Origin of the sequence: Bradyrhizobium japonicum USDA 6 (assembly GCF_000284375.1) — a bacterium.
In the GTDB taxonomy this organism is placed as follows: Bacteria; Pseudomonadota; Alphaproteobacteria; order Rhizobiales; family Xanthobacteraceae; genus Bradyrhizobium; species Bradyrhizobium japonicum.
Genome location: NC_017249.1, coordinates 1,101,163 through 1,127,349 on the forward strand (window position 1 = coordinate 1,101,163; position 26,187 = coordinate 1,127,349).

At 65.2% G+C, this 26,187-nt stretch carries 26 protein-coding genes; 5 read left to right on the forward strand and 21 right to left on the reverse strand.

Going from position 1 to position 26,187, the window contains the following annotated elements; translation table 11 throughout:
* Window positions 1–38: 38 nt before the first annotated feature.
* The 11 genes from BJ6T_RS05005 to soxX all read right to left on the reverse strand — a co-directional run bounded on the left by BJ6T_RS05005 (window position 39) and on the right by soxX (window position 9,597).
* Window positions 39–1,757, reverse strand: a complete 1,719-nt coding sequence (locus BJ6T_RS05005; protein WP_014491204.1) for an N-acyl-D-amino-acid deacylase family protein — start codon at window positions 1,755–1,757, stop codon at window positions 39–41.
* Window positions 1,758–1,837: 80 nt separating this feature from the next.
* Entirely contained in the window at window positions 1,838–3,055 is a 1,218-nt protein-coding gene (locus BJ6T_RS05010; protein WP_014491205.1) for an MFS transporter, read from the reverse strand.
* 280 nt (window positions 3,056–3,335) lie between these two features.
* Window positions 3,336–3,503, reverse strand: coding sequence for a hypothetical protein (locus BJ6T_RS46935; RefSeq protein ID WP_014491206.1), 168 nt, complete (start codon window positions 3,501–3,503; stop codon window positions 3,336–3,338).
* An 82-nt stretch (window positions 3,504–3,585) separates the two neighbouring features.
* Window positions 3,586–4,623 (reverse strand): MBL fold metallo-hydrolase, encoded by a 1,038-nt coding sequence (locus BJ6T_RS05015; protein ID WP_014491207.1) that lies wholly within the window; start codon window positions 4,621–4,623, stop codon window positions 3,586–3,588.
* A 359-nt stretch (window positions 4,624–4,982) separates the two neighbouring features.
* Window positions 4,983–5,435, reverse strand: coding sequence for a DsrE family protein (locus BJ6T_RS05020; protein ID WP_014491208.1), 453 nt, complete (start codon window positions 5,433–5,435; stop codon window positions 4,983–4,985).
* Window positions 5,435–7,186, reverse strand: coding sequence for a thiosulfohydrolase SoxB (soxB, locus tag BJ6T_RS05025; RefSeq protein WP_014491209.1), 1,752 nt, complete (start codon window positions 7,184–7,186; stop codon window positions 5,435–5,437). The genes BJ6T_RS05020 and soxB overlap by 1 nt, the downstream gene beginning before the upstream one ends.
* 56 nt (window positions 7,187–7,242) lie before the next feature.
* The gene (locus BJ6T_RS05030) at window positions 7,243–7,548 is read right to left on the reverse strand and encodes a hypothetical protein (protein WP_014491210.1); all 306 of its coding nucleotides are present in this window, start codon (window positions 7,546–7,548) and stop codon (window positions 7,243–7,245) included.
* Entirely contained in the window at window positions 7,545–8,408 is an 864-nt protein-coding gene (gene soxA, locus BJ6T_RS05035) for a sulfur oxidation c-type cytochrome SoxA (RefSeq protein ID WP_014491211.1), read from the reverse strand. Before soxA ends, BJ6T_RS05030 begins: the two co-directional genes overlap by 4 nt.
* Window positions 8,408–8,719: a thiosulfate oxidation carrier complex protein SoxZ gene (gene soxZ / locus BJ6T_RS05040; protein WP_014491212.1), complete on the reverse strand. Its 312-nt coding sequence runs from the start codon at window positions 8,717–8,719 to the stop codon at window positions 8,408–8,410. The genes soxA and soxZ overlap by 1 nt, the downstream gene beginning before the upstream one ends.
* A 10-nt stretch (window positions 8,720–8,729) precedes the next feature.
* On the reverse strand, window positions 8,730–9,215 hold the full coding sequence (gene soxY / locus BJ6T_RS05045) for a thiosulfate oxidation carrier protein SoxY (protein WP_014491213.1): 486 nt from the start codon (window positions 9,213–9,215) through the stop codon (window positions 8,730–8,732).
* Between the two features lie 25 nt (window positions 9,216–9,240).
* A complete protein-coding gene (gene soxX / locus BJ6T_RS05050; protein WP_014491214.1) occupies window positions 9,241–9,597 on the reverse strand; it encodes a sulfur oxidation c-type cytochrome SoxX in 357 nt (118 codons plus the stop codon).
* A 247-nt stretch (window positions 9,598–9,844) separates the two neighbouring features.
* Here soxX and BJ6T_RS05055 point away from each other — a divergent pair, with 247 nt between their 5' ends.
* Window positions 9,845–10,516 carry a DUF938 domain-containing protein gene (locus BJ6T_RS05055; protein ID WP_014491215.1) on the forward strand — a complete coding sequence of 224 codons (672 nt, stop codon included), beginning with the start codon at window positions 9,845–9,847 and terminating at the stop codon, window positions 10,514–10,516.
* Between the two features lie 213 nt (window positions 10,517–10,729).
* Here the strand turns inward: BJ6T_RS05055 and BJ6T_RS05060 are convergent, their stop codons facing one another.
* A complete protein-coding gene (locus BJ6T_RS05060) occupies window positions 10,730–12,799 on the reverse strand; it encodes a prolyl oligopeptidase family serine peptidase (RefSeq protein WP_014491216.1) in 2,070 nt (689 codons plus the stop codon).
* Window positions 12,800–12,996: 197 nt separating this feature from the next.
* On the opposite strand from BJ6T_RS05060, the gene BJ6T_RS05065 reads away from it, so the two are divergent.
* Together BJ6T_RS05065 and BJ6T_RS05070 are read left to right on the forward strand one after the other, a co-directional pair.
* Window positions 12,997–14,244, forward strand: coding sequence for an MFS transporter (locus BJ6T_RS05065; RefSeq protein WP_014491217.1), 1,248 nt, complete (start codon window positions 12,997–12,999; stop codon window positions 14,242–14,244).
* Window positions 14,245–14,427: 183 nt separating this feature from the next.
* A complete protein-coding gene (locus BJ6T_RS05070) occupies window positions 14,428–15,666 on the forward strand; it encodes an MFS transporter (RefSeq protein WP_014491218.1) in 1,239 nt (412 codons plus the stop codon).
* A gap of 127 nt (window positions 15,667–15,793) precedes the next feature.
* On the opposite strand, the gene BJ6T_RS05075 is transcribed toward BJ6T_RS05070, so the two are convergent.
* Both BJ6T_RS05075 and BJ6T_RS05080 read right to left on the reverse strand, forming a co-directional pair.
* Complete coding sequence (locus tag BJ6T_RS05075) at window positions 15,794–16,288, reverse strand: VOC family protein (protein WP_014491219.1); 495 nt, start codon at window positions 16,286–16,288, stop codon at window positions 15,794–15,796.
* Between the two features lie 90 nt (window positions 16,289–16,378).
* The gene (locus BJ6T_RS05080; protein WP_014491220.1) at window positions 16,379–16,924 is read right to left on the reverse strand and encodes a carboxymuconolactone decarboxylase family protein; all 546 of its coding nucleotides are present in this window, start codon (window positions 16,922–16,924) and stop codon (window positions 16,379–16,381) included.
* A gap of 136 nt (window positions 16,925–17,060) precedes the next feature.
* Between BJ6T_RS05080 and BJ6T_RS05085 the strand changes: the two genes are divergently transcribed.
* Both BJ6T_RS05085 and BJ6T_RS05090 read left to right on the forward strand, forming a co-directional pair.
* Window positions 17,061–18,260, forward strand: a complete 1,200-nt coding sequence (locus BJ6T_RS05085; RefSeq protein ID WP_014491221.1) for an acyl-CoA dehydrogenase family protein — start codon at window positions 17,061–17,063, stop codon at window positions 18,258–18,260.
* Window positions 18,261–18,383: 123 nt separating this feature from the next.
* A complete protein-coding gene (locus BJ6T_RS05090) occupies window positions 18,384–19,523 on the forward strand; it encodes an acyl-CoA dehydrogenase family protein (RefSeq protein WP_014491222.1) in 1,140 nt (379 codons plus the stop codon).
* A gap of 288 nt (window positions 19,524–19,811) precedes the next feature.
* On the opposite strand, the gene BJ6T_RS05095 is transcribed toward BJ6T_RS05090, so the two are convergent.
* The 7 genes from BJ6T_RS05095 to BJ6T_RS05125 all read right to left on the reverse strand — a co-directional run bounded on the left by BJ6T_RS05095 (window position 19,812) and on the right by BJ6T_RS05125 (window position 26,172).
* Window positions 19,812–20,849 carry an amino acid ABC transporter substrate-binding protein gene (locus BJ6T_RS05095; protein WP_028155208.1) on the reverse strand — a complete coding sequence of 346 codons (1,038 nt, stop codon included), beginning with the start codon at window positions 20,847–20,849 and terminating at the stop codon, window positions 19,812–19,814.
* 85 nt (window positions 20,850–20,934) lie between these two features.
* Entirely contained in the window at window positions 20,935–21,528 is a 594-nt protein-coding gene (locus tag BJ6T_RS05100; RefSeq protein WP_014491224.1) for a L,D-transpeptidase, read from the reverse strand.
* A gap of 311 nt (window positions 21,529–21,839) precedes the next feature.
* Window positions 21,840–22,814 carry a hypothetical protein gene (locus tag BJ6T_RS05105; RefSeq protein WP_014491225.1) on the reverse strand — a complete coding sequence of 325 codons (975 nt, stop codon included), beginning with the start codon at window positions 22,812–22,814 and terminating at the stop codon, window positions 21,840–21,842.
* An 84-nt stretch (window positions 22,815–22,898) separates the two neighbouring features.
* On the reverse strand, window positions 22,899–23,462 hold the full coding sequence (locus tag BJ6T_RS05110) for a thioredoxin family protein (protein ID WP_014491226.1): 564 nt from the start codon (window positions 23,460–23,462) through the stop codon (window positions 22,899–22,901).
* A gap of 31 nt (window positions 23,463–23,493) precedes the next feature.
* Window positions 23,494–24,192, reverse strand: coding sequence for a cytochrome c biogenesis CcdA family protein (locus tag BJ6T_RS05115; RefSeq protein WP_014491227.1), 699 nt, complete (start codon window positions 24,190–24,192; stop codon window positions 23,494–23,496).
* 318 nt (window positions 24,193–24,510) lie between these two features.
* On the reverse strand, window positions 24,511–25,122 hold the full coding sequence (locus BJ6T_RS05120) for a sigma-70 family RNA polymerase sigma factor (protein WP_014491228.1): 612 nt from the start codon (window positions 25,120–25,122) through the stop codon (window positions 24,511–24,513).
* 318 nt (window positions 25,123–25,440) lie between these two features.
* Window positions 25,441–26,172: a response regulator gene (locus BJ6T_RS05125; protein WP_014491229.1), complete on the reverse strand. Its 732-nt coding sequence runs from the start codon at window positions 26,170–26,172 to the stop codon at window positions 25,441–25,443.
* Window positions 26,173–26,187: the final 15 nt, after the last annotated feature.

The window sequence follows — 26,187 nt, forward strand, 5'->3', positions numbered from 1 at the left end:
CCCTCCCCCTCCAGGGGAGGGTAAGCGGCCACGCTGCGCTAGCTCGCCACCCCCTGCGCACCCCGGATCAACTTCCCCGGCCGGCGTCCCGTCGCCTCACCGTGCCGCCGCGTCACCACGCCCGACACGATCGTCGCCTCATAGCCGTCGACATCCTGCAACAGCCGCCGCCCGCCGACCGGCAGATCGTAATGCACCTTCGGCGGATGCAGATGCAGCCGGTCGTAGTCGATCACGTTGACGTCGGCCTTGTAGCCGGGCGCAACGAGCCCGCGATCGGTGAGGCCGACCGAGAGCGCGGTCTTGCGCGACTGCGCGGCGACCACGAAGGGAATCGTGAGCTTCTCGCCGCGCGTGCGGTCGCGGGTCCAGTGCGTCAGCAGATAGGTCGGGAAGCTCGCGTCGCAGATGATGCCGCAATGCGCGCCGCCGTCGGAGAGGCCGGGCACCGATTGCGGATCGATCAGCATCTCCCGCGTCGCGTCGAGATTGCCGTCGGCATAGTTGAGGAAGGGCACGTAGAGCATGCCCTTGCCCCCATCCGACAGCATCGCATCGTAAGCGAGCTCTTCCGGCTGGCGGCCCTGCTTGCGCGCCTGCGGGCCCAGCGCGTTCTCCGGCGGCTGCTCGTAATCGGGGGGATCGCCGAGCAGGAACATCTTGTCGTAGTTGGGCCGGAAGAACAGCGGATCGTCGGTCGCGGTCGCCGTCTCGCTCAGGATCGCCTTGCGCACCTCCGGCTGGTGCAGCCGCGCCAGCCGCTCCTTCAGCGGCAGATGCGCGATCGCCTTGTAGCTCGGATGGGTCTGGAACGGATTGCGCGACAGCTCGAGCCCGAGCAGCAGGCCGACCGGGCGCGCCGCGATCTGCGCGGTGATGGAAAGGCCGCGCCTGGCGGCCGCGTTGATCTCGTCCAGCGTCTGGCGCCAGCGCTGCGGCGCCTTGTCGTTCTGCGTGATCGAGAACGAGATCGGGCATTTGGTGGCGTCGGCCACCCGCAGCATCATCGGCAGATCTTCGTGGAGGGTGGAGAGGTCGAGCACGAATTGCAGCACGCTGCGGCCCTCGCGATGCATCGCGCCGGCAATGGCGGTGAGCTCGTCCTCGCCGGCCTTCAGCGTCGGCGTGAAATCGCCGGTCGAAGTGCGGTGGTTGAGCGTGCGCGAGGTCGAGAAGCCCAGCGCGCCCGAGCGCACCGCTTCGCCCGCGAGCTTCGCCATCGCCGCGTTGTCTTCCGCCGTCGAGGGATCGCGGCGTGCGCCGCGCTCGCCCATGACATAGACGCGTAGCGCGGCATGCGGCAGCTGCGCACCGACATCGATGTCGAAATCGCGCTTCGACAGCCAATTCATGTAGTCCGGAAAGCTCTCCCAGGCCCAGGGAATGCCGGCGCTCAGCACCGGCTCCGGAATGTCCTCGACGCCCTCCATGAGCTGGATCAGGCGGGTGTGGTCGGCGGGCTTGCACGGCGCGAAGCCGACGCCGCAATTGCCCATGATGGCCGTGGTGACGCCGTTCTGCGACGACGGCGTGATGTCCTGGCTCCAGGTGACCTGGCCGTCATAATGGGTGTGGACGTCGACGAAGCCGGGCGTGACGAGCTTGCCGCGCGCGTCGATCTCTTCCCGTCCCTTCGCGGAGATCTTCCCGACCTCGGTGATCTTGCCGGCAGTGATGGCGACATCAGCCTCGAACAATTCGCCGCCGCTTCCATCCGCGACGGTGCCGCCGCGGATCACGAGGTCAGGGGTGCTCATGGTGTTTCTTCCCAGTTTGTCGTTTTGCTTGAGCGCATTTTCGGGCGCGCAAGCGAAGTGTCAACCGCGGGGAAGTGCGCTCAGGGTTGCGTCGCAGCCTTGGCAGGCTTCCGTTCCGTGAACGGCGACAGCACCACGGTTGCCACCATGAAGATCACGGACGCCCCGAACACCCAGTGCGGCGCGCTCTGGTCCATGATCCAGCCGAACAGCAGCGGGCTGACGATGCCGCCGAGATTGAAGCCGGTGGAGACGATGCCGAAGGCGCGGCCCGCGGCGCCGGCAGGCGCGGCATTGCGCACCAGCATGTCCCGCGAGGGCGCGATCACGCCGGAGAGGAAGCCCGCCATCATCATCGCGGCCGTCAGCATCCAGCCGGGCAGCGTGACCAGCGCGATCAGCAGCACGATCGCTGCGTTCGCGGCAAAGCAAGCGGCTGCGACATAGCCGTGGCGCGCGGTGTGGTCGGCGAGGAAGCCGCCGGCGAGCACGCCTGCGGCGCTGGCGGCGAGGAACGCGGTGAGTGCGACGTTGGCGGCGGAGTAGGACGCGCCGTAGCCACTCATCAGCGCCACCACGCCGAAATTGTTGATGCCGGCGACCGACAGGCTGAGCAGCATGAACAGCGCGGTGAGCGTGATCAGCGCCGGCGTGATCACGGCCTGCTTCGGCGCGTTCTCGTTGCCCGGCTTGGTCTTGTGCGCGCCGGCATCGGGAATGTTCATGACGACCAGCAGCAGGGCCACCAGCACGGCGATCCCGCCTGACGCGATCAGCGCACCCGTGCCGCCGGAGATGGTGACGAGCGCCGCGACGATCGCCGGCGCCACGGCGCCGCCGAGATAGCCGGCAAAGGTGTGGACCGAGAAGGCGCGGCCCATCCGCGCCTCATCCATGTGTTCGGCCAGGATGGCGTAGTCGGCGGGGTGGTAGACGCTGTTGGCGAGACCCAGCAGCACCGCGCAGGCAATCAGCGAGGCATAGCTGAGATGCAGGCCGAGCAGGATCAGCGCGAAGCCGCCGAGCGCGAGCCCGCCCAGCAGGATCTTGCGTGCGCCAAAATGGTCGACGAGATAGCCGGTCGGCGCCTGCGTCAGGCCGGATACGACCGCCGAGACGGTGAGCGCGAAGCCGAGCTCGATATAGCCGACGCCGAGCTGGCTCTTCAGGAACGGAAACAGCATCGGCAGGACCAGCAGATGGAAATGGCTGACCCAATGCGCGATCGAAATCCCGGTCAGCGTGCGCAGCGCGCTGTCCGCCTTGCCTTGTTGCGGTGCAGCGAGAACGTCGACCATTGCAGTTCCGTTTCACGTCCTAAAGGGGGACGCGCAAACTATCGGGCAGAGCCGTTATTTGTCCATGAACGCGGGCGCATGGCAGGTAGCGCGGACGCATCCCGCTGTCGTCCCTGCGAACGCAGGGACCCATACCGCGGAATCTATCGATCGTGGTTGGTCGCAGTACCGAACGACGCCCCCCCGCCAAACTACTGCCTGGGATTATGGGTCCCTGCTTTCGCAGGGACGACAGCGGAGAGTGTGGCGCCAGGGTCGGGTCAAAACCAGCAGCGATCCCTCACAACGGCTCGTCATCATTGCCGTAGCGGTCGCGTTTCGGCGTCGCGATGTCGCCGTCGTCGCAATCGTCGTCGTCGAGCGGAGGCGGGGGCTTCTTCGCCCTGTCGTCCGCTTGCTTGTCATCAGCGACTTTGGGCGGCCTGCTGGGCTTGCCGGTCTTGGCCATGGATGAATCCCGGATGGTGATGCGTCATCCGCTTCTACCCCGAAAATATGTGCGGTTCCTGACTTACCGCAAGAAGGGGGCGTCAGTGCATCACCGGCCCGCCGGCCTTCTTCCAGGCATCGATGCCGCCGGCAATGTGGGCGGTGTTGGAAAGACCGGCTTCCTTGGCGGCGGCCACCGCCATCGCCGAGCGTTCGCCGAAGGCGCAGAAGAACACGACGCGGCGGCCGGTGGCGGCCGCGACTTCGCGCAGCATGCCGCCGGGCTTCAGGCTGTCTTCGACGGACGGATAGGGCGTATGCAGCGCGCCTTCGAGCATGCCGTGCTTCAACCGCTCATTGGTCTCGCGCAGATCGACCAGCAGGATGTCGGGACGGCCGAGGATGCGGATCGCCTCGACGGCGCTGACCGCGCGGCCCTCTTTCTCCAACTCCTCCTGATGCAGGCCGACATGCATGTTGGCGGGCACCGCGACGTCCATCATCTTCGGATTGGGCAGCTTCAGGTTCGCCATCAGCTCGATATATTCGTCGACCGAACGCACCTGGAGCCGCGGATTGTAGCGCCTCTCCTCGCCGATGGTGGAGACGGTGTCGCCCTTGTAGTCATGCGCCGGGAACACCATCGTCTCGTCCGGCAGCTTGAGCAGGCGATTGAAGATCGAATCGTATTGCGCGCGCGACGAGCCGTTCTGGAAATCGGTGCGGCCGGTGCCGCGGATCAGAAGCGTGTCGCCGGTGAAGACGCGGTCGCCCATCAGGTAGGAGTAGGAATCGTCGGTGTGGCCGGGCGTGTACATCACGTCGAGCGACAGGCCCTCGATCGTCACCTTGTCGCCGTCGGCGACCCGCATCGCCACCACGTCGGCCTTGGTCTGGTCGCCCATCACGGTCATGCAATGGGTGCGGTCGCGCAGCTCGCCGAGACCGGTGACGTGGTCAGCATGGAGATGGGTGTCGACGGCTTTCACCAGCTTGAGGTCGAGCTCGCGCAGCAGCTGGCAGTAGCGGTCGACCTTCTCCAGCACGGGATCGAGGATCAACGCCTCGCCGCCGGGGCGGCTGGCGAGGACATAGCTGTAGGTGCCCGAAACGCTGTCGAAGAGCTGGCGAAAGATCATGGCAAGACCCGGCGTGGAACTGGTTTCGAGGATTCTACTACGCCAGAGGCTGGAAAGAGAAGCAATTCACTGTGTAGAGAGTGAAATTTAGAAAATTCTTACTCTGCGTGATGGGGCGGGGGGCGGTTTTGCCGCAGATCCTCGCCCCACCACCGCTGTCATCGCCCGCGAAGGCGGGCGATCCAGTATTCCAGAGGCCGTGGTGGGATACGGAGGGGCCGCGGCGTACTGGATTCCCCGCTTGCCGCCTACGCTAAAGCTTCGGCGCCCCTAGACCTCAGCCCCGGCGAAGCCTTGGCGTAGCCGGGTCGCGGGGAATGACACCGAGGCTGTCGCGGCGTCGTGCCACGGCCGAAGGCTCAGGGCCGCACCACCGTGTACCCATTCTCAGCCAGGAACAGGATCTGCCCGACCCCGACCTGCACCGGCGTCGCAGCGGGGATGAACTCCGGCCGTTTTCCGCTCTCCCGCTCGATCGTGTCGAGCGTGTTGAGGCAGATATCGAAGCGCACGCCCTGTGCGATCAGGCTTTCGACCTGCTTGCGGCGTTCGCTGCCGGTGAACAGGAGATCAATGCCGGGGCCGAACGCCACCACCTCGATCGCGACCTTGTCGGGATCGTAGGCCTTCAGGAGATTGTTGGCGACGCTCAGCACCAGCGCGTGCTTCTTCACATCGCCGTCGGAGAGCTGAAGCACGATCCTGTGCTCGGCGAACGGCTTGTCCTGGAGCGGCACCTGCTGTGCCGAGGCCCATGGCGTGGCGAAGGTGAGCGCCGCCAGCAGCATCGCGCGACAGATCCGCCACCGCATCATCCCTGTCCTGCAATGCCTGGATTGCCCTCGACGCCCTTCAGCGTCACGCCGGAGCCGAGTCGCTCCTGAAACATCCGGCCCGAGCGCAGATATTTGGCGACGACATCCCACACGGGTGCGCCCTGCTGGCCGTTGACCGAGGCCCAGCCCGCGACCTTGTAGCGGTGGCTCGCGCTGAGCGCCTTGCCGCCATTGAGCTTCAGCTCGGAGATGCGGCTGCCGACCGTACCCGTTGGCGTGCAGGTGTAGCTGAGCCCGCCGGCGCGCACCATGTCGCCGCCCTGCTGGTAATAGGGGTCGGGGTTGAAGAGGTTGTCGCAGATGTCCTCCAGCACATCCTTGATCTGGGCGCCGGTCATCTCCTGCACATAGGTCTCGGGATAGGTGATCGCGGTTTCCGCGAGCACATCCTCCATGGTCAGCGGCTGGCCGGATAGTGCGGTGACGCCCCAGCGGAAGCCCGGCGATAGCGCGATCTCGGCGTCGAGTTCGCTGCGCAGCGCGGTGCAGATCAGCTCGTCGACGGGGCCGGCGAAATTGTCGCGGCGATAGAGCAGGCGGTCGGGCGTTGCGATCTTCTCCGACCAGTCGGTCACATGCGGCGCGCGCACCCGGCCGATCAGCTCGGCCATGCCAGGGTCGGGCTTCAGCAACTCGGAATAGACCGGCAGCAGATGATACCTGACATCGCCGACCTTGCCCTTGTCGAGCGCGAGATCGAGGACGCCCAGGAATTTTCCGTTGGAGCCGGCATTGGTCACGAGCGTGGTGCCGCTGGCGTTCTTCACCGCGATGGGCTGCGGGATCGCATCATGGGTATGGCCGCCGAGGATGACGTCGATGCCGGTGACGCGGCTCGCGAGCTTGAGATCGACGTCCATGCCGTTGTGCGACAGCAGGACGACCGCATCGACCTTCTCGGTGGCGCGCAAGGCATCGACATGCTTCTGCAACTCCTCCTCGCGGATGCCAAAAGTCCAGTCCGGCGTGAACCGCTTCGGATGCGCGATCGGCACATAGGGGAAGGCCTGGCCTATGATCGCAACGCGATGGCCGCCGAGCTCCTTGATCATCGAAGGCTTGAACACGCGTCCGCTCGCCTTGTCGAAGGCGGGAGCGTCGTTGAATGCGGCTTCCTCGGTCAGGAAGACGTTCTGCGCCAGAAATTCGCCCTTGAAGCGCTCGAGATTGTCGCGCAGCGCCTGCTCGCCATAGGTGAATTCCCAATGCCCGGTCATCGCCTCGATGCCCAGCAGATTGGCGACCTCGACCATGTCGCGGCCCTGCATGATGTTGGCAAGACCCGTGCCCTGCCAGAGGTCGCCGCCGTCGACGAGCACGGAGTGCTTTTCGCCGGCATCGCCGCGCAAGCGATCGATCAGTGTCTTCAGATGGGCGAAGCCGCCGAGCTTGCCGAAGCGGCCCGCGGACTTCTCGAATTCGAAACAGCTGAAGGCATAGGCATCGGCGCTGTCCGAGCGGATCCCGAACCGTTCGAGGAAGGCGCGGCCAACCAGATGCGGCGGCCGTCCTGCCATCTCGCCGATGCCGATATTGACGCTGGGCTCGCGGACATAGACCGGGTTGAGCTGCGCATGCGTGTCGGTAGTGTGCAGGATGCGCGCATTGCCGAACCGTTCGAGGTCGTAAATGCTCGCGGCCTCGGCGCCGCGCGCGAGCCGCGGCAGGCTGAGCGATGTGGCGACAGCAGCGGTGCTCTTCAGGAAATCGCGGCGGCGGATGGCCATCCAGAAATTCTCCGCGCCTCTCAACGGCAATTCGACGGTTCCACGAGATTTTTAGTCTAGCGGATTTCCATCGCCTTCCACGCCTCTTTTTCAGACGTCGCCTGGAAGATCGAGGCCTTCGCCAGCGCCTCGGCCTCCTTGGCAGCGGCAACCGCGCGGTCGAAATCGCCGCCGTCGGCCGCCTTCTTGGCTGCCGCCAGCGCAGATACGGTCACGGTCCACTGGTTGCGCATGCCGGCTGCCTCCTTGGAGGCGGCCTCCGCGGTGGCATAGGCCGCCTTGTAGTCCGCCTCGTTTGCCGCGCGCGCCGCTGGCGCGAGGCTCAATGCGAGCAGCATGGCGAGAGGAAGTGACAGCTTCATGGCCGCGCTCCCGGCCCTGAAATCGGCAGGCCGTTGGCGACGTAGGACAGGAAATATTCGACGTCGCGATATTCATCGGCCTGTGGCTCCAGCGGAACCGCGCGGGTCTGGCTGTTGCAGGTGACGAAGCGGCGGCTGGTCGTGCCCATGCCGCTCCATTCGGAGCGGTAGATCGGCATCGCGTTCAGAATGCCGAGTGCCGGCGCCAGGATCTCGGCGCGGATGCGCTCGCCCGGGCTCTGCACATGGCAGCTCGCGCAGGAGAAATTCATCTGGCCGCGGCGCGTGTAGAAGTAGCGCTTGCCGTTCTCGTACGCGGCGAGCGCGCGCGGGTCGTCGGGGATCTTGATGTCCATCGGCTTGCCGCGCGAGGTGAACGCCATGTAGGCGGTCAGCGAGGCCATCTCGTCCTTGACGTAGGAGTAGGGCGCCTCGCCATTGGCCTCGCGGCAGCGGTTGAGCGCGAGCTCCAGCGTGACGACCTTGCCTTCCGCAGTGTCGAAGTAAGGATAGTTCTGGCGGATGCCGATGCCGCCGTTCGGGAAGCAGTCGGCATAGGTCTTGCCGTTCCTGAACGGGGTCGCAAACATCTCCTTGCCGGCGTCGAGCGCGAACTCGTAGGGCGGGAATTCCTCCTTCTCCTGCCACTGCCGCTTCATGTCCTCGTTCATCGAATAAGGACCGTTGACGAAATCCTCGTGCTTCACGGTCGGAAACTTCTGGAAGAAGAAGTTCTGGAACGCTTTCGCATCGGCAACGGGATCGACCTTGTCGGCCGCGATCACGCGCGGAGAGGTGAGGGCGAACGCGACCAGCGCGGCGCTCACCGAACCAAGCAGGAGACAGAAGCGGACATTCATCACGAAATCTTCGCGGTGGTCGTGTCCGATCCGCCCTTGTTGTCGGTCCAGGAGACCTTGAGGTCGTCGCCCTTCCTGGCGCCCTTGAAGCTGAACTTGACGTAGGGGTCCTTGGAGACCGCGGTGCCCCAATCCGCGACGAAGACGTCCTTGCCGTTACATTCGAACTTCAGCCGCTGGACGAAGTGCGCCGGAATCACCTCGCCCTTGGCGTCCTTCACCAGGCCGGTGTCCATGGGGTGCTGGATCAGCGCCTGCACCTCGGTGATGTCGCCGTTGGCCGTGGCGCGGACGCGAATGCTGGATGCCATCTGGATTCTCCTAACCGCCGCAGCCGCCGACTGTGACTTTGACTTCCTTGGTCGCGCTGTAGAGCTTGCCGTCGGCTTCCACGATCGCGGTCACGTTGGTGGTCTTGGCCATCTTCAGGCGGTTGGCGACAGCGGGGACCGTGCCATCGGGAATCTTGTAGCTTGCCGCGAGCGCGTTCGGATTCTCGGCCACGAAGAACGAGATCGAGGTGACCTTGTCGAGCGTCGTCGTCACCGAGATCGGCACCACGCCGCCGTTCTCGGCGATCTCGGGTGCGTCGAGCTTGACCTTGTCGGAGGGCTCGGCGGTCTTGCCGTAGAGCGCCTTGATCGCGTCCGCCTCGCTCTTCTGCTTGAATGCTTCTTCCGGATATTTGTCGTTGGCCGCTGCACGCGCGGGCGCGAACGGCAGGTGGCCGAGGCCGAGCAGCGCGACGCCGGCTGCGCCCTGAAGGATCAGGCGCCGCGTCGGATGAGGGCCGGTGGTCGTGGTCATCGGAGGTCTCCTGGCGTGCCTGAAGTCACAGGGTCTGGAGGAAATCAACGATCGCGCTGATCTCCTGCTCGGTCAAAATCCGGTTCCGGCCGAACGGCGGCATCATGGTCTGCGGATTGCGCTTGGTCTCGTCGAAGATGATCGCGACCAGCTCGTTGCGATCAGGGTATTTTGACTTGATGTCCTTCAGCTCCGGCCCGATCGTACCTGGCAGGTCGCCGCCCTTGATGACGTGGCAGGTCAGGCAATTGCCCTTGCCGCGGTCGAAGGCGAGCTTCTGGCCGTCGGCCACGGCGGATTGCGCCCGCACGGGGCCTGCGGCAAGGCCGGCGGCGATCGCCAGCAGGACGTAAAGGACGGGCATCCGTGGAAAGGCGGTCAAGGCGTCATTCCGAGGCGTTATGTCGATGATCTCGTTCGCGGAAATATGGTGTTCCAAAGCACAAAGGGCATCGGCTGACAATCAAGACTATGCGCGCGGCAAAATGGAGTTAATATCTTCCGCATTGCAACTAAGGAGACTACTTGTTCGGCGGATTCGGGCCAGGAGCGCTGTGGCCGGCTGTTTTCAGGGCGTTTGGGCGCCCATCGTGTTTTTTCCCGTTCTCGTTTTTTCAAGGGGACCTCAATTGGCTGAATATGTCGTCGAATTTGGCAGGGACGGCGGACGGGTCGAGCCGGATGGGCGGCTCGATGCACCGGCATTTCATCGCAATCACGAGCCGCTCTGGGCGGCGCTGGAAAAGCATCTCGTAGGCCTGACCGGCAACGTGGTCGAGCTCGGCAGCGGAACCGGCCAGCACGTGGTCCATTTCGCCCAGCACACGCCCGGCCTGATCTGGTGGCCGAGCGACCTCAACCAGCGCCACCTCAAGAGCATCGAGGCCTGGCGCGTTCATTCGGGCCTGCAAAACATCCGCTCGCCGCTGCGGATCGATCTCACCGACCCCGACTGGTGTCCGGAGATGCGAAGCGGGCAGGGCCCGACGAGTCTGGCCGCATTGTTCTGCGCCAACGTGATCCACATCGCACCGTGGAGCGTGGCCGAGGGCCTGTTCGCCGGTGCCGGCCGTTACTTGCGCGCCGACGGCAAGCTGTTCCTCTACGGCCCGTTCAAGCGCGACGGCAAGCACACCGCGCTCAGCAATGCCGTGTTCGACACCTCGTTACGCGAAGGCAATCCCGAATGGGGCGTGCGTGATATCAGCGACGTCGAGACGCTCGCGCGCGGAGCCGGCCTTCGCCTCGTCGACACGATCGAGATGCCGGCAAACAATCTGACGCTGGTGTTTGCGCGTTAGCCGCGACGGCGGTGCGCTCCCTCACCCCTTGCAGGGGAGGGCGGGGGAGAGGGGTAGCCCAGGAAACGGACTATCCATCGACGACCTGCCGCACGCGCAAATCGAGCGAGTCCCCGTCTGACCCTCTCTCCCCGCCCCCGCATGGGGGGAGGGAATGAGAGAGCGGTGGCCGCCTCAGGTCGTAAAACTACACACGCGCAGACGACGCATCGACTACGCCTCCCCGTCCCGCCACCCGATCCTGTCCTTCAAGAACCGGAAGCCGATCACCTCGAACCCCGCGCGCTCCTTGTTGTCCTTGCCGTAGCCGTGGCCGCCCGCTTCCGGCTCGTAGAACCAGGCCTCGTAGCCCATCGCCTGCAGCTTTGCGGCCATCTTGCGCGCGTGGCCGGGATGAACGCGGTCGTCGCGGCGCGTGGTGGCGATCAGGATCGGCGGATAGGACTGGCCGGCCTTCACGTTGTGATAGGCCGAGTAGGTCTGCAGCCACGCCCACTCTTCGGGCTTATCTGGGTCGCCATATTCCGCGATCCAGCTCGCGCCCGCGAGCAGTTTTGTGTAGCGGCGCATGTCGATTAGCGGGATGGTGCAGAACAGCGCGCCGAAGCGCTCGGGGTAGCGCACCAGCATGTTGGTGATGAGGATGCCGCCGTTCGACCCGCCTTGCGCCGCGATCCGCTTTGGCTTCGTCACGCCGCGTCGCACGAGATCGGCGGCAACGGCCGCGAAATCGTCGTGCGAGAGTTTCTTGCCGGCGAGGCGCCCGGCGTCGTGCCAGCGGGTGCCGAACTCGCCGCCGCCGCGCAAATTCGCCTGCACGATGGTGCCGCCGCGTTCGAGCCACAGCTTGCCGAGCGAGGGGTTGTAGTACGGCTTCACCGCATGGGCGAAGCCGCCATAGGCGCTCATATAGACCGGCGCATCGCCGGTCTCGCCGGTGGGACCGGTCTGCACATAGGGAATGCGCTCGCCGTCGATCGAGATCGCCTCGTGCTGTGTGACCACGAGGCCGTCGGCGGTGAACGTCTTCGGCGCCTGCTTCAGCACGGTCGGGCTTGCGACGCCGCGCTCCAGCAACAGCAGCGACGGCGGCGTGAGCGGATCCTGCACATTGGCGAGCAGGTCGCCATTGCTCTCGGACGGATGGCGATCGAGCGGCCAGATGTCGACGACGCCGATCTCGGGGAGGCCGGGAAGCGTCTCGCGGCTCCAGCCCGTGGCTGATGGCGTGCAGATCTCGAAGCGCGGCCTGAGTTCGTCGAGGATCGACAGCACCAGCTTGCCGTCCGCCCAGAACAGGCCTTGCAACGCGCGTCGCGGCGCCGGCTCGAACAGGACCGCGAAATCGCGGTGGCCGGCGAGGAACGCGGAGAGCGAGATGCCGAGCACGGTGTCGGTGGCATAGGTCCGCGCCTCGACCTGCCAGTCCTTGCGCAGCTTCATCGCGAACCAGTCGCCATGGGCCTGCATCCAGATGCCGGTCGGCAGATCGAGCTTCGTCGTCGCGCCGGCCGCATCGCGCAGCCAGATCGCATGATTGAAGAAGTCGATCTGGTCGACGATCCACACCCGCGGCGCCGGCCCCGTGTCGTCGGCCATGCCTGACATCGCCATGTGATCGGCCGTGGTCTCGAGGATCGCTTGCGCCTGATCGACAGGCTGGCCGCGCCGCCACACGCGAACGGTCCGCGAGTATCCGGAAGCAGTCGCCATGCCCTCGCCATGGGCGCTCGACAGCAGCAGCGTATCGGCATCGATCCAGTCCACGCCGCCCTTGGCCTCCGGCAGCGTAAACCCGTCCGCGACGAAGCTTTTCGTGTCGAGGTCGAATTCCCGCAAGGTGACGGCGTCGCTGCCGCCGCGCGACAGGCTCAGAATCGCCCGCGAGCGTCCCGGCATCGTGGCGATCCCGCTCAGCAGCCAGTCCTCGCCTTCGCTCGTCGCGAGCTGGTCGATGTCCAGCATGATCTCCCACGCCGGATGCGGTTTGCGAAATTCCGCCAGCGTGGTTCGCCGCCACAGGCCGCGCGGGTTGGCGGCATCCTTCCAGAGATTGTGCAGGTCGCTGCCGCGCCGGCTGACATAGGGGATGTTGTCGGGACGATCGTAGATCGCCGCGAGGACATCGCGGTCGCGCTCGAAGGCCGCGCCCCCGAACGCGGCGAGCGTCAGTTGATTCTGCCGCGCGACGAAATCGAGCGCCTGCTTGCCTTCGATCTCCTCCAGCCAGAGCCAGGGATCGTCGTCGGGAGCGCTGAGCGTGGGCCGGTCGTCGACGGACATAAACGATACTCCCAGAGGTCGCGGCGGATAGGATTTGATCGAACGCAAGCCGTCAATAGCGCGGGCGGGTATCATCCGCCCGATTGCGTCAGCGGCATGGCCTGCGCCCGTTTGCGCCGGTTGCCCGCCCTCCCGCGCCCCTCCATAGTGCCGGGAATCAACAAGGCCCTTGCGAGCCCCTTCGGGCGGAAATGCCGATGCTAGACGTGACTTCAGCCCACGAAATCGCCGCCGACGCCCGCGTGCGTGCCAATGTGGTGCGCCTTGCCGCGGCGCAGGCGCTGACCGGCGCCAACTCGGCGGTGATCTTCGCCACCGGCTCGATCGTCGGCGCGACGCTCGCGCCCGACATGTCGTTCGCGACCGTGCCGATCTCGATGTACGTGCTGGGGCTCGCCGCCGGCACGCTGCCGACCGGTGCGATCTCGCGCCGCTTCGGCCGCCGCGCAGCCTTCATCGTCGGCACGGGTCTGGGCACGCTCACCGGCCTGTGCGGCTCGTTCGCGATCCTGCATGCATCGTTCGCGCTGTTCTGCGTCGCGACCTTCCTTGGCGGCCTCTACGGCGCGGTGGCGCAATCCTATCGCTTCGCCGCCGCCGACGGCGCCAGCGCGGCCTACCGACCCAAGGCGGTGTCCTGGGTGATGGCGGGCGGCGTGTTCGCCGGCGTGCTCGGTCCGCAGCTCGTGCAATGGACCATGGACGTCTGGTCGCCCTATCTGTTCGCCTTCAGCTTCCTGGTGCAGGCTGCCGTCGCGCTGGTCGCGATGGGCATCGTCGCCGGCGTCGATATGCCCAAGCCCGCACCGGCAGATCTGCACGGCGGCCGGCCGCTGCTCGACATCGTGACCCAGCCGCGCTTCATCGCGGCCGCGCTGTGCGGCGTCATCTCCTATCCCATGATGAACCTGGTGATGACCTCGGCGCCGCTGGCCATGAAGATGTGCGGCCTCAGTGTCAGCGATTCCAATTTCGGCATTCAATGGCACATCGTCGCCATGTACGGCCCGAGCTTCTTCACGGGCGCACTGATCTCCCGCTTCGGCGCGCCTGTCATCGTGGCTGCCGGCCTGCTGCTGGAGGCCGTGGCGGCCGGCATCGGTCTCTCCGGCCTCACCGCGATGCATTTCTGGGCCACGCTGATCGTGCTCGGCGTCGGCTGGAATTTCTCCTTCATCGGCGCCTCCGCGCTGGTGCTCGAGACGCACCGTCCGCAGGAACGCAACAAGGTGCAGGCCTTCAACGATTTCCTGGTGTTCGGCATGATGGCGATCGGCTCGTTCTCCTCCGGTCAGCTGCTGGCGAATTACGGCTGGTCCGCGGTGAACATGGTGGTATTCCCGCCGGTGGTGCTCGGCCTCGCCGTGCTCTCGCTGGCGTCCTGGGCCCGCCGCCGCAAGGCGCGGCTGGATGCGGCGATGGGCGAGTTCCCGGATGCGATCTGACGCATGATCCGGAAAAGTGGGCAGCGGTTTTCCGATAAGATCATGCTCAATAGATTGGCGGGAGGCTGTCAGCAGCGTTGATACTTCGATCGCGGTCGAAGTGATTTTCTGGTCCTGCATCGTTACATGATGCTCGTCATGGAGACGTTGTCCCGACGCGGGGACGTCGAAGGAAAAGCGCCAATGCTCGACAATCCTCGGCACGACGCGCCCATCGACGAATCCTCCCTCCGCTACGAAGGCTGGCGCATCGTCGCGGTCTGCTGCCTGCTCGCGACCTTCGGCTGGGGGCTCGGCTTCTACGGCCAGAGCGTCTATGTCGCCGAGCTCCAGCGCGCGCGGGGCTGGCCGGCCTCGCTGATCTCCTCGGGCACGACGTTCTTCTATCTGTTCGGTGCGCTGCTCGTCGTCTTCGTCGGCGAGGCCGTCAGAAAATATGGCCCGCGGCTCTGCCTGATCGCCGGCACGCTGGCGATGGCGGCGGCCGCGGTCGCGATCGGCGCGGTGCGCGAGCCCTGGCAGCTCTATCTCGCCGACGCTGTGCTCGCCTTCGGCTGGGCCGGCACCAGTCTCGCCATGATCACCAACACGATCAGCCTGTGGTTCGACCAGAAGCGCGGCATGGCGATCAGCCTGGCGCTCAACGGTGCCAGTTTCGGCGGCATCGTCGGCGTGCCGCTGCTGGTGACCCTGATCGGCCACATCGGCTTCGCCAGCGCGATGTACGCGGCCGCCGGCGCGATGCTGGTGTTGCTGCTGCCGGTGATCCTCCTTCTCGTCGGCCGGCCGCCCGATCTTCACGGCTGGCACGCGACGGCGAAGGCGAAGCCGCAATCGTCGGCGGAAATCCGCGCATGGGCGTTGCGCGACGTCGGGTTCCTCACGGTGACGATTGCGTTCGCGCTGGTGCTGTTCGCGCAGGTCGGCTTCATCGTGCACATGATCTCGTTCCTCGATCCCGTGATCGGCCGCGAGCGCGCGGCGGTGGCGGTCGCGGTGCTGACCGCGATGGCCGTGATCGGCCGCGTGCTGTTCTCGATGGTGATCGATCGCCTCAACCAGCGGCTTGCCTCGGCGCTGTCGTTCCTCAGCCAGGCGGCAGCGCTTTGCGTCGTCATCAATTTGCACAACGACTATGTGCTGATCGCGGCCTGCGCGGTGTTCGGCTTCTCGGTCGGCAATCTCATCACGCTGCCGTCGCTGATCGTGCAGCAGGAATTCGACTCCGCCTCGTTCGGCGTGCTGATCAGCCTCAATACCGCGATCAACCAGGTGACCTACGCGTTCGGCCCCGGCGTCGTCGGCTTCCTCCGCGATTGGTCCGGTGGGTACGCGCTGCCGTTCTATCTGTGTATTGCGCTGGAGGTGGCGGCTGCGGCGCTGATCATGGTGCGGGGGAGGCCGCGAGCGAAAGCGGCGTAAAGGCGCGACGGCGCCTCAACGCACTCCGTCATTGCGAGCGCAGCGAAGCAATCCAGACTGCCGCGGCGGAAAGATTCTGGACTGCTTCGTCGCTTCGCTTCTCGCAATGACGAGGAGAGAGCGGAGTTTACGCCTCGCGCTGCTTCAGCAACGCCTCGACATCCAGCCGCTTCGTGAACATCGCAAGCTTGCCATCCGGCCCGAGCGGCCACTGCTCTTTCGGCTTGTCCCAGTACAGCTCCACGCCGTTCTGATCCGGATCGCGCAGATACAACGCCTCGCTGACGCCGTGATCGCTGGCGCCGTCGAGCGCAATGCCGGCCGTGAGCACGCGGTGCAGCGCATCCGCCAGCGCGGGCCGCGTCGGATAGAGGATCGCGGTGTGGAAGAGGCCTGTCGTGCCCGGCGGCGGCGGCGAGCCGCCCTTGCTCTCCCAGGTGTTGAGCCCGATATGGTGATGATAGCCGCCGGCCGAGATGAACGCCGCGCCCGAGCCCATGCGCTGCATCAGCTCGAAACCGAGCACGCCGCAATAGAAGCCGAGCGCACGATCGAGATCGGCGACCTTGAGATGAACGTGGCCGATCCTTGTGCCGGCGGCGACGGCTGGGCTTTGCGACATGGTGCTGCTCCGTTGACCAACTCCAGATAAGGCCGGCTCCGGGACAGTGCTACCTGCCTGTCCCGAAACCCATCGTTTCCGGATATGAAACTATGAGAGCTCCGGCACCTCGCCCTCCGGCAGCTCGAACTCGAACGTGTTCAGCGTCATGGATACCATTGTGTAATAGCCGCACAGCCCGATCACCTCGACCACGCCGCGCTCGCTGAGGACCTTCACCGCCGCATCATAGAGGCCCTTCTCGACGCCATGGCCTTCATGCAGCGACTTCGCGACGTCGTAGATCATCTGGCCCTTGGGATCGTCGAAGACAGGCGTGCGGCGGTCGCGGATCGCGTCGATGATCTCCGGATCCATGCCGCCCTGGAGCGCCAGGCGCTTATGCGCATACCATTCGTAATGCGCAGTCCAGTGCCGCGCCGTCACCAGGATCGCGATCTCCGAAAGCTTGGCGGGGAATATTGTGTCGTAGCGCAGCACTTCGCCAAGCCGCGTGGCGTGACGGGCCATGTCGGGGCTGTTGAGCCAGGCCATCATCGGCGCCGGCGGCTTGCCGCGCTTGCCGGCAATCGACTCGTCATAGGTCTGCCGCTGGCTCTCGTTCATTTCGCCAGGCGAAAGGAGTTTCAGGCGCATTGTTATTTCCTCTTTGTTTTCAAGCTCGCCGTGGCGGCGACTATAGCCGAATGCAGCGCCACGGAAGTGGTTGAATTCCACGGTGCGATGGCTCAGAGTCGCGCCCAACAAGTCTTTTTGATTGATGGAAACGACCATGAGCGAATCTGAAGCCGCCGATCTCGAACAATTCCGCGAGCAAACGCGCGCCTGGCTGGAAGCCAACTGCCCGCCGGAGATGCGCAAGCCCGTGACCTCGGACAGCGACGTGTTCTGGGGCGGGCGCAATACGAAATTCGCGTCCGAGCCGCAGCGCATCTGGTTCGAGCGCATGCGCGACAAGGGCTGGACCGTGCCGGACTGGCCTAGGGAATATGGCGGCGGTGGCCTCAGCGCTGCCGAGCATAAGGTGCTGCGCGCCGAGATGGCCAGGATGGGCGCGCGTCCGCCGCTGTCGAGCTTCGGCATCTGGATGCTGGGGCCGGCGCTGCTCAAATACGGCAACGAGGCGCAGAAGAAGGAGCATCTGCCGAAGATCGCGGCGGGCCTGATCCGCTGGTGCCAGGGCTATTCCGAGCCGAACGCCGGCTCCGATCTCGCCTCGCTCCAGACCCGCGCGGAGAGCGACGGCGATGATTTCGTCATCACGGGCTCGAAGATCTGGACGTCTTACGCCAATTACGCCGACTGGATCTTCTGCCTGGTCCGCACCGATCCCGCGGCGAAGAAGCACGACGGCATCAGCTTCATCCTGTTCGACATGACCTCGAAGGGCGTGACGACCAAGCCGATCCTGCTGATCTCGGGTTATTCGCCATTCTGCGAGACCTTCTTCGACGGCGTCCGCGTGCCGAAGTCGCATGTGGTCGGCACCGTCAACCGCGGCTGGGACGTCGCAAAATATCTGCTCCAGCATGAGCGCGCGATGATATCAGGCATGGGCGAGCGCGGCGTCGGCCGACCGCTCGGCCAGATCGCGGCGGATTCCGTCGGCACCGATGCACAAGGCAAGCTCGACGATTCCATGCTGCGCGGCCGGATCGCGAGCTTCGACGTCGACGAGGCCGCGCTCGCCGCCTGCGCCGAACGCGCGGTCGATCTCGCCAAGGCCGGCCAGGCGCATCCGGCGTTCTCGTCCGCGATGAAATATTACGGCACCGAGCTCAACAAGCGCCGCCACGAGATCCTGATGTCGGCCGGTGGCGTCAACGCGCTGGAATGGGAGAGCGAGCGCTCCAGGCAAGGCGCCCGCCCGCGCGCCTGGCTGCGCACCAAGGCCAACTCGATCGAGGGCGGCACGACGGAGGTGATGCTCGGCATCGTCGCCAAGCGCATCCTGGATTTGCCGGGGGCCTAACCGTCGTTCCGGGGCGGTCCGCAGGACCGAACCCGGAACTTCGAGATTCCGGGTTCGATGCTGCGCATCGCCCCGGAATGACAGCAACAATATGCATTCCACGCGATACCAGAGACTTTGCACATGGCCCTCGTCCTCACCGAAGAACAATCGATGCTCCGCGACTCCGCGCGCGGGCTGATCAGCGACAAGGCGCCGGTATCGCACCTGCGATCCCTGCGTGACGCCAAGGATCCGACCGGCTTCTCCAAGGAGCTGTGGCATTCCTTCGCCGAGATGGGCTTTGCCGGCCTCCTGGTGCCGGAAGAGTTCGGCGGCAGCGGTCTCGGCTTCATGGAGGCCGGTGTCGTGATGGAAGAGATCGGCCGCACCTTGATGCCGTCGCCGTTCCTCGCCACCAGCGTGGTCGCGGCCTCGGCGCTGAACCGCGGCGGCAATGCTGCGCAGAAGTCGGAATTCTTGCCGAAAATTTCCAACGGCTCGCTGCTCGCGACGCTCGCGATCGACGAAGGCGCCAAGCACCGCCCGCTTCAGACCAGCCTGCAGGCGGTGCGCGCCGGCAACGGCTTCAAGCTCTCCGGCGCCAAGGCGCTGGTCGTCGACGGCCACGTTGCCGATCTCTTCATTGTCGCCGCGCGTACGGCTGGCGCCGCCGGCGAGCGTGAAGGGCTGACGCTGCTCCTGGTCAATCCCAAGGCCAAGGGCGTCGCGATCGAGCGCACCATCATGGTCGATGCGCACAACGCGGCGCGGATCGAGCTTGCCAATGTCGAGGTCAACGCCGATAGCGTGCTCGGCGAGGTCGATCAGGGCGCAGCGCTGCTCGATGGCGTGCTCGACATCGGCCGCGGCGCGGTCGCCTCCGAAATGGTGGGCTTGAGCGAAGAAGTCTTCAACCGCACCGTCGAGTACCTCAAGAACAGAAAGCAGTTCGGCAAGCTGATCGGCGAATTCCAGGCGCTGCAGCATCGCGCCGCCGAGCTCTACGTCGACATCGAGATCACCCGCGCCGCCACGATGAAGGCGCTGCAGGCACTCGATGCCGACGTCGCTAAGGCCGCATCGAGCGTCGCCGTGGCCAAGGCCCGCGCCGGCACCACCGCCACCCGCGCGGTGCAGGAAGGCGTGCAGATGCATGGCGGTATGGGCATGACCGACCAGTTCGACATCGGCTTCTTCATGAAGCGCGCCAGGGTGTGCGAGGAGCTGTTCGGCGACGCGAATTACCACACCGAGCAGCTGGCAAGAGCGCGGGGGTATTGAGGCGAGTGGCTGTGAGGCGCGAGGACGTGCCTCACACGCAGTGTCGTCGCCCGGCTTGACCGGGCGACCCAGTACGCCGCGGCCCCTCCGGATACGATTGACGTCTCGGAATACTGGATCGCTCGGCCAAGCCGGGCGATGACAGTTGAGAGTGTGGAGAGTGCCTGCCCCAAGCTCCGTGATGGCCGGGCTTGTCCCGGCCATCACGTTCTTACGGTGCCTCAAAAACGTAGATGCCCGGGACAAGCCCGGGCATGACGATTGAGAGCGTGGCTGAGCCAGAAGCTGCTACCGCATCGGCGGCGCGTACTGCACGCCGCCGGCATTCCACAGCTGGTTCATGCCGCGCGGGATCTTCAGCTTGGACTTCTCGCCGATGTTGCGTTCGTACATCTCGCCGTAATTGCCGACGTGACGGATGATCCGGACGACCCAGTCCTTGGTGAGGCCGAGCTGCTCGCCATAATTGCCCTCGGTGCCGACCAGGCGCATCACTTCCGGCTTCTTCGACTTCAGCGCCTCGTCGATGTTCTCCGAGCTCACGCCGAGCTCCTCGGCGTTGATCATCGCGTAGAGCGTCCACTTCACGATCATCATCCAGTCGTCGTCGCGCTGGCGCACCACGGGCGCGAGCGGCTCCTTGGAGATCATGTCCGGCAGGATCATGTTGTCGCCGGGCTTGGAGAGGTTCAGCCTGAGCGCATAGAGCTGGGAGACGTCGGCGGAGAGCGTGTCGCACTTGCCGGTGTCATAGGCCTTCACGACCTCGTCCAGCTTGTCGAACTTCATCTCTTCATACTTCATGTTGTTGGCGCGGAAGTAATCGGCGACGTTGAGCGCCGTCGTGGTCCCGGACTGCACGCAGACCTTGCTGCCGGTCAGGTCCAGCGACGTCTCCTTGTTGCGCGAACGCGGCAGCATGAAGCCTGCGCCGTCGTAATAGGCGACCGCCGGGAAGTAGAGGTCGTAGTCGAGCTCGCGCGCCATGCTCCAGGTCGAGTTGCGCGAGAGAATGTCGACTTTCCGGCTCTGCAATTCCTTGAAGCGCTCGTTGGCGTCGAGCGCGACGAACTTCGCCTTGCTCGGATCGTTGAAGATCGCGGAGGCCACCGCACGGCAGAAATCGACGTCGAAGCCGGTCCAGTTGCCCTTGTCGTCGGGGATCGAGAAGCCCGGCAGGCCCTTGTTGACGCCGCACAGCACCTCGCCGCGGCGCACGGTGCGCTTCAGCGTGCGGGTATCGTAGAATTCATAGATGATGGCCAGGACGGCGACCAGCACGGCGACTGCGAGCCCGATCAGCAGGCCGCCTCGAAATGTGCGCATCATGTTGCTCTCTCGAAAAATCGGGAAAAGGAATTGGGAGGAGGGCGCAGAGCATGATCCGGAAGATCGTGCTCAAACGATGAACTTAGAGCTCGGGCTTCTGCCGGATGACCACCTTGGTGCCGACAGGGACGCGATCATAGAGATCGGCGACGTCGCGATTGACGAGACGGAAGCAGCCTGAGGACACCTTGGTGCCGATCGTATCAGGACGGTTGGTGCCGTGGATGCGGTAGACGGTGGTGCCGAGATACATGGCGCGGGCACCGAGCGGATTGCCGGGGCCTCCGGCCATGAAGCGCGGCAGATAGGGCTGGCGCTGGATCATCTCCGGCGGCGGCGTCCAGTCCGGCCACTCCTTCTTGTTGGTGATGGTCACCAGCCCCTGCCACTGGAAACCGTCGCGGCCGACGCCGATGCCGTAGCGGATCGCGCGCCCGCCGGGCTGCACCAGATAGAGGTGCCGTTCGGCGGTCGAGACGATGATGGTGCCCGGCACTTCAGTGGTGCGGAAATAGACCACCTGCTTCTGCCATTCCGGCTCGAGCTGGTAGGCGTCGTCGGCGACCAGCCCCGGCTCGTCGCCGCGGTCGGGCTGCTGGGCGGAGGCGTATGAGGTGGTCAGGACCAGGCCCAGCGCCGCGATGAACGCCCCGGTCAGGCGACGATAATCCGTCATTTCAAGCTCTCCCCGCTGCCACAGCGAAATTTTCAGGAACCATCAAATCTCAGGGGCATGTTCATGGCAAGTTGATGGCGCGCCCGGCTGGTATGTCACGAGAATGCTTTGGTTTTTGACGGGCCTCCCGCAATGCCACAAACAGGGGATGGCGCGAAAAGCAGTGATGGTGACATTTCCGGGGAGATGGTCCGTCAAATCCATCTCCGTGATGCCCGGGCTTGTCCCGGGCATCCACCTTCTTCGCGCCGCGGGCAAAGACGTGGATGGCCGGGTCAAGCCCGGCCATGACGATGTGGACATAGCGCGCGTCAGATCTTGTTGCTCTCCGCCGCGATCCCGAGCCGCCGCACGATCTCCGTTCCCACCGCCCGGGCCTCGATCCGCGAGCCGATGCGCGGGCTGCGAAAGCGTCGCCCCGAGCGCAATCGGATCGTGACGATGCAGTGCTCGTCCTCGGATCGGCCGCGGCGGTCGACGGTGATCGTCTTCACGTCGTGCCCCTCGATATGGTCGGCGCGCGGCGTGCCGTCGCCCCACAGGCGTTCGACGCGGATATCGCTCTCGCGGATGATCCAGAACGCGCCGGTCACGAGGTTGGCGTATCGGTAAACCGCGAAAGCGGCGATCGCGCCGAGCGGCAGCAGCAGGATATCGACATGGCTGGGCGGCCATCCACGCCAGAGCTTGTAGGCGTAGGGAACGGCGGACAAGGCCACGGCGATCAGCGCGACGATCCTTATGTCCCGTGCGGAAAACGCCTCGAGCGGCTCGCCGAGACGCATTTCGGAATTGCTGGCATCGAGCGGATTGACGGGTGACTCGACGTCGGGGACATCGAACTGCGCGGCGATCCGCGCCACGGTGTCGCGTACATGCGTGACGTCCGAGATCGGCGGGGAAGTCAGGCGTTCCCCCGAGGCCAACGTGAAGGCCAGCTGGAAACGGGCTTTCGCCCGCTTGCTGCCGGGAACCTGTAATCCCCTGATGTCGTCTTTCGCGACGATCCTGGTCCGGAGCTTTCCGAACGGTCGCTGTTGCCCGATCAGGATCTCGTTCGGCGTGATGATCCACACCACCGCAGGCGCCAGCATGATGCCGACGACGAACGCTGCTCCGACGAGCAGCGCGGCCACCGAGACGATCACCTCCAACGTGTCGTGCGTGAACAGGCCCGGCGTGAAGCACAGCGCCACGGCGGCCGCGAAGCCGGACATGACCAGCCGCTGCGCGATCGAGGCGCCTTCGCGAAGGCGAATGTCGGTGCTGGTGGTCGCGTCGGCCATTGCGGGCGGCTGATTCCGTTGCCGCGAAACTCCACGGGCGGGTCCGTGGAGTCAAGCAGCAAGGGCGGCCGCGGCGATCCGGCCTCAGCTATTGGCGTTCAGCAGCTTTGCCACGGTGCGGTCGATCTCGTCGTATCGGCCCTCGCCCTCGTGCTGGAACACGATCTTGCCGCTCTGGTCGATGATGTATTGCGCCGGCCAATACTGGTTCTGGTAGGCGTTCCAGGTCTTGGAATCATTGTCCTGCGCCACGGGATAGGTGATGCCGTGGCGCTTGAGCGCAGCCTGCACATTGGCGGCGGAGCGCTCGAACGGGAATTCCGGCGTATGCACGCCGACCACGACGAGGCCCTTGTCCTTGTACTTGGCGTAGAGGTCGGTGACGTGCGGCAGCGTGTTGACGCAGTTGACGCAGCCATAGGTCCAGAAGTCGACCAGCACGACCTTGCCGCGGAGGTCGGCGATCCTGAGCGGTTTCGAGTTGAACCAATTGTTGATGCCGGTGAAGTCGGGCGCGGTCTGCCGGCTTGCGGCAGCGGTGACGACAGGGGTGGCGCGCGCGGCCTCGCCGCAGATGCCGGGGATGACGGCGCCTGTCACGGCCATGCCGATCAGTGCGGCGGAGACGGCGAGCAGTTTGAAAGTCATGGAAGCGTCCTCCGGTGAAGATGAGGGGTGATCAGAGGCCGATCTGGCCGGTGGGATAGAATCCGGTGAGCCACGCCACGATCAGCGTGTCGTATTGGAAATAGGCCGCGATCGCGAAGGCGATCACGACGACACCAAAGCCCTGCTGCAGCCGCGGCGAGATCCGCGCGAGGCTGCGCACCCGCGTGGTCGCAGCCTGTCCGCCATAGGCGATTGCGAGCATCGGGATCGCTGCGCCGACGGCATAGGCAATCAGCAGCACGCCGGCCCAGCTGGCGTTCTTCGACGTCGCGACCAGCGTCAGGATCGAGCCGAGCACGGGACCGGCGCAGGGCGTCCAGACCAGGCCAAGCGTGGTGCCGAGCACGAGGCCGCCGAGCGCGCCCTCGCGCTGCACGGCGCCGGCATTGCCGAGATCGAGCCAGCCATTGAGCCGGATCGAGAGCCATTCGAACGGCGCCGGCCACAGCATCAACAGGCCGAAGCCGAGCAGCAGGACCGACGCGGCCTCGCGCAGCACGTTCGGATCGAAATCGAACAGCCGCGTGATCGCGCCCAACAGCAGCGCGGTCGCCGAGAACGAGATGACGAAGCCGAGCGCGATCATCGCGGGCCGCAAGTGCCCCACCCGCCCGATCGAGGCGCCGAGCAGGATCGGCAGCATCGGCAGCGTGCAGGGCGCGGCGATGGTCAGGATGCCGGCAAGGACGGCGAAGACAAGTTCGAGCATCGGGCACTCGTGAGGAAGGTCACGAGGGCAATTCGGGATCGATGCGCGGGTTGTTACGTGGCCTCACGCCTTCGTGAGGGGCGGCTGCGAGCCTGCCGCGGCTTTATCGGCCCCAAACACAAAACGACCCGGAGGGGGGCATCCCGTCCGGGTCGCTGGAAGTCTTGGGAGGTTTAACGAAACCGTATGCGAGCTTTATAGGAGGGAAGCTTTTCCGCGTGATGTTGTGCTTCGTTTCAATTGTTTCGTCGGCGGTAACACTTCCGTGTCCGGGGACAGGGCCGAAAATGCGGTCCTATCCTATTGAAATCCTTGGCCCTAGGCGGCGAAACGGTCGACGCCGGCGCCCTTAAGCAAATCGGCCAGCTGCTTGCGGGCATAGAACATCCGGGTCTTCACCGTGCTCTGCGGGATGCCGATGATCTGACCGACCTCCTCCACCGACTTCTCATGGTAGTAGACGAGGTTGATGATCTCGCGATGCGCGGGCGACAGCTTTTGCACGCAGGCGCGCAGGATGGCGCTGGTGTCGCTGCGGTCGAGCGAGGTCTCGGGCGTCTCGGCGTCGTCAGGAATCTGGCGCACGTCGTCCTGGTCGATGTCCTCGAAGCGGCGCTGGCGCATCGCGGTCAGCGCTTTGAAGCGCGCGATCGAGAGCAGCCAGGTCGAAACCTGCGAGCGGCCCTGGAATTGGCCTGCGGTGCGCCACACGTCGAGGAACACCTGGCTGACCAGGTCTTCCGCAGTGGTCGCGTCACGCACGATGCGCAGGATGAAGCGATAAACCCGCACATTGTGCCGGCAATAGAGGATGTGCATCGAAGTCCGGTTGCCGTCGGCAATGCTTTCCAGAAGCATCTCGTCCGAGGTCGCCTGCGCCGCAATGATGCTCTGGCTGGCTTGGGCGTTGATGGCGATGACGTTCGGCATTGACTTGCTCCCCGTAGCGCCGCAACCGAGCGGCGTTTCCTTGGACCAAAGTGTTAATCAGCGAACGTTTCGGGACGTCTGCACGAAAAGCGGAAAATGGTTTCGTGCGCCGCCAAATTGTTTCGTCGGACAGGCCGCGACGAAACATTCGGGGCGAAAAGCCGTGGAATTTCAATGTACGGAAAATACGGGGGTGGGGATTGGGGAGCGCCCGGGGCAGCCGGGAACGAAATTCCGGGCTTTGCGTTCGGTCGCGCCACCCATGCCGTCATTCCGGGGCGCGAAGCGAGCCCGGGACAGTGGTAGGTGCCGCGCGCTCTACGCCTTCTCGCCCGCGGGCGAGAACAGATAGCCGCCGCCGCGGATGGTGCGGATCACGGCCGGCTTGGTCGGGTCGGGCTCGATCTTGCGGCGGATGCGCATGATGCGCAGATCCACGGCGCGGTCGAAGGCTTCGGCGTCGCGCGCATTGGCCAGTTCGAGCAGGCGCTCGCGCGACAGCACGCGCTTCGGATTGGCCGCAAACACCTTCAGCAGCCCGAACTCGGACGCGGTGAGCGGATGCTCGTTGCCTTCGTCGTCGCGCAAGGCCTGCGCTTCGAGGTCGAGCCATTTGGTGCCGAAGCGCACCAATTGATCCTTGTCCGATTTGGCGGGCGTAGTCTCGACCGCCTTCACCGGTGCGCTCCGCCGCAACACCGAGCGGATGCGCGCCATCAGCTCGCGCAGCTCGCAGGGCTTTGCCACGTAATCGTCGGCGCCGAGCTCGAGACCGACGACGCGGTCGATCGGGCTCGCGGTCGCCGTCAGCATGATCACGGGCACGTTGATGCGGCTCTTGAGGTCGCGGATGATCGAGAGGCCGTCTTCCTCGGGCATGTTGAGGTCGAGCACGACGAGATCGGGCATGCTGCCGTCGATCGCGGTGCGCAAGCTCTTGCCGCCGTCGCACAGCGTCACGGTGAAGCCGTGCATCTTGAGGTAATCGCCGACCATCTCCCGGGCCGGGGCCTCGTCGTCGACGATCATGATGTGCTGGCTTTGGGTCATGTCACTCAGATCCCG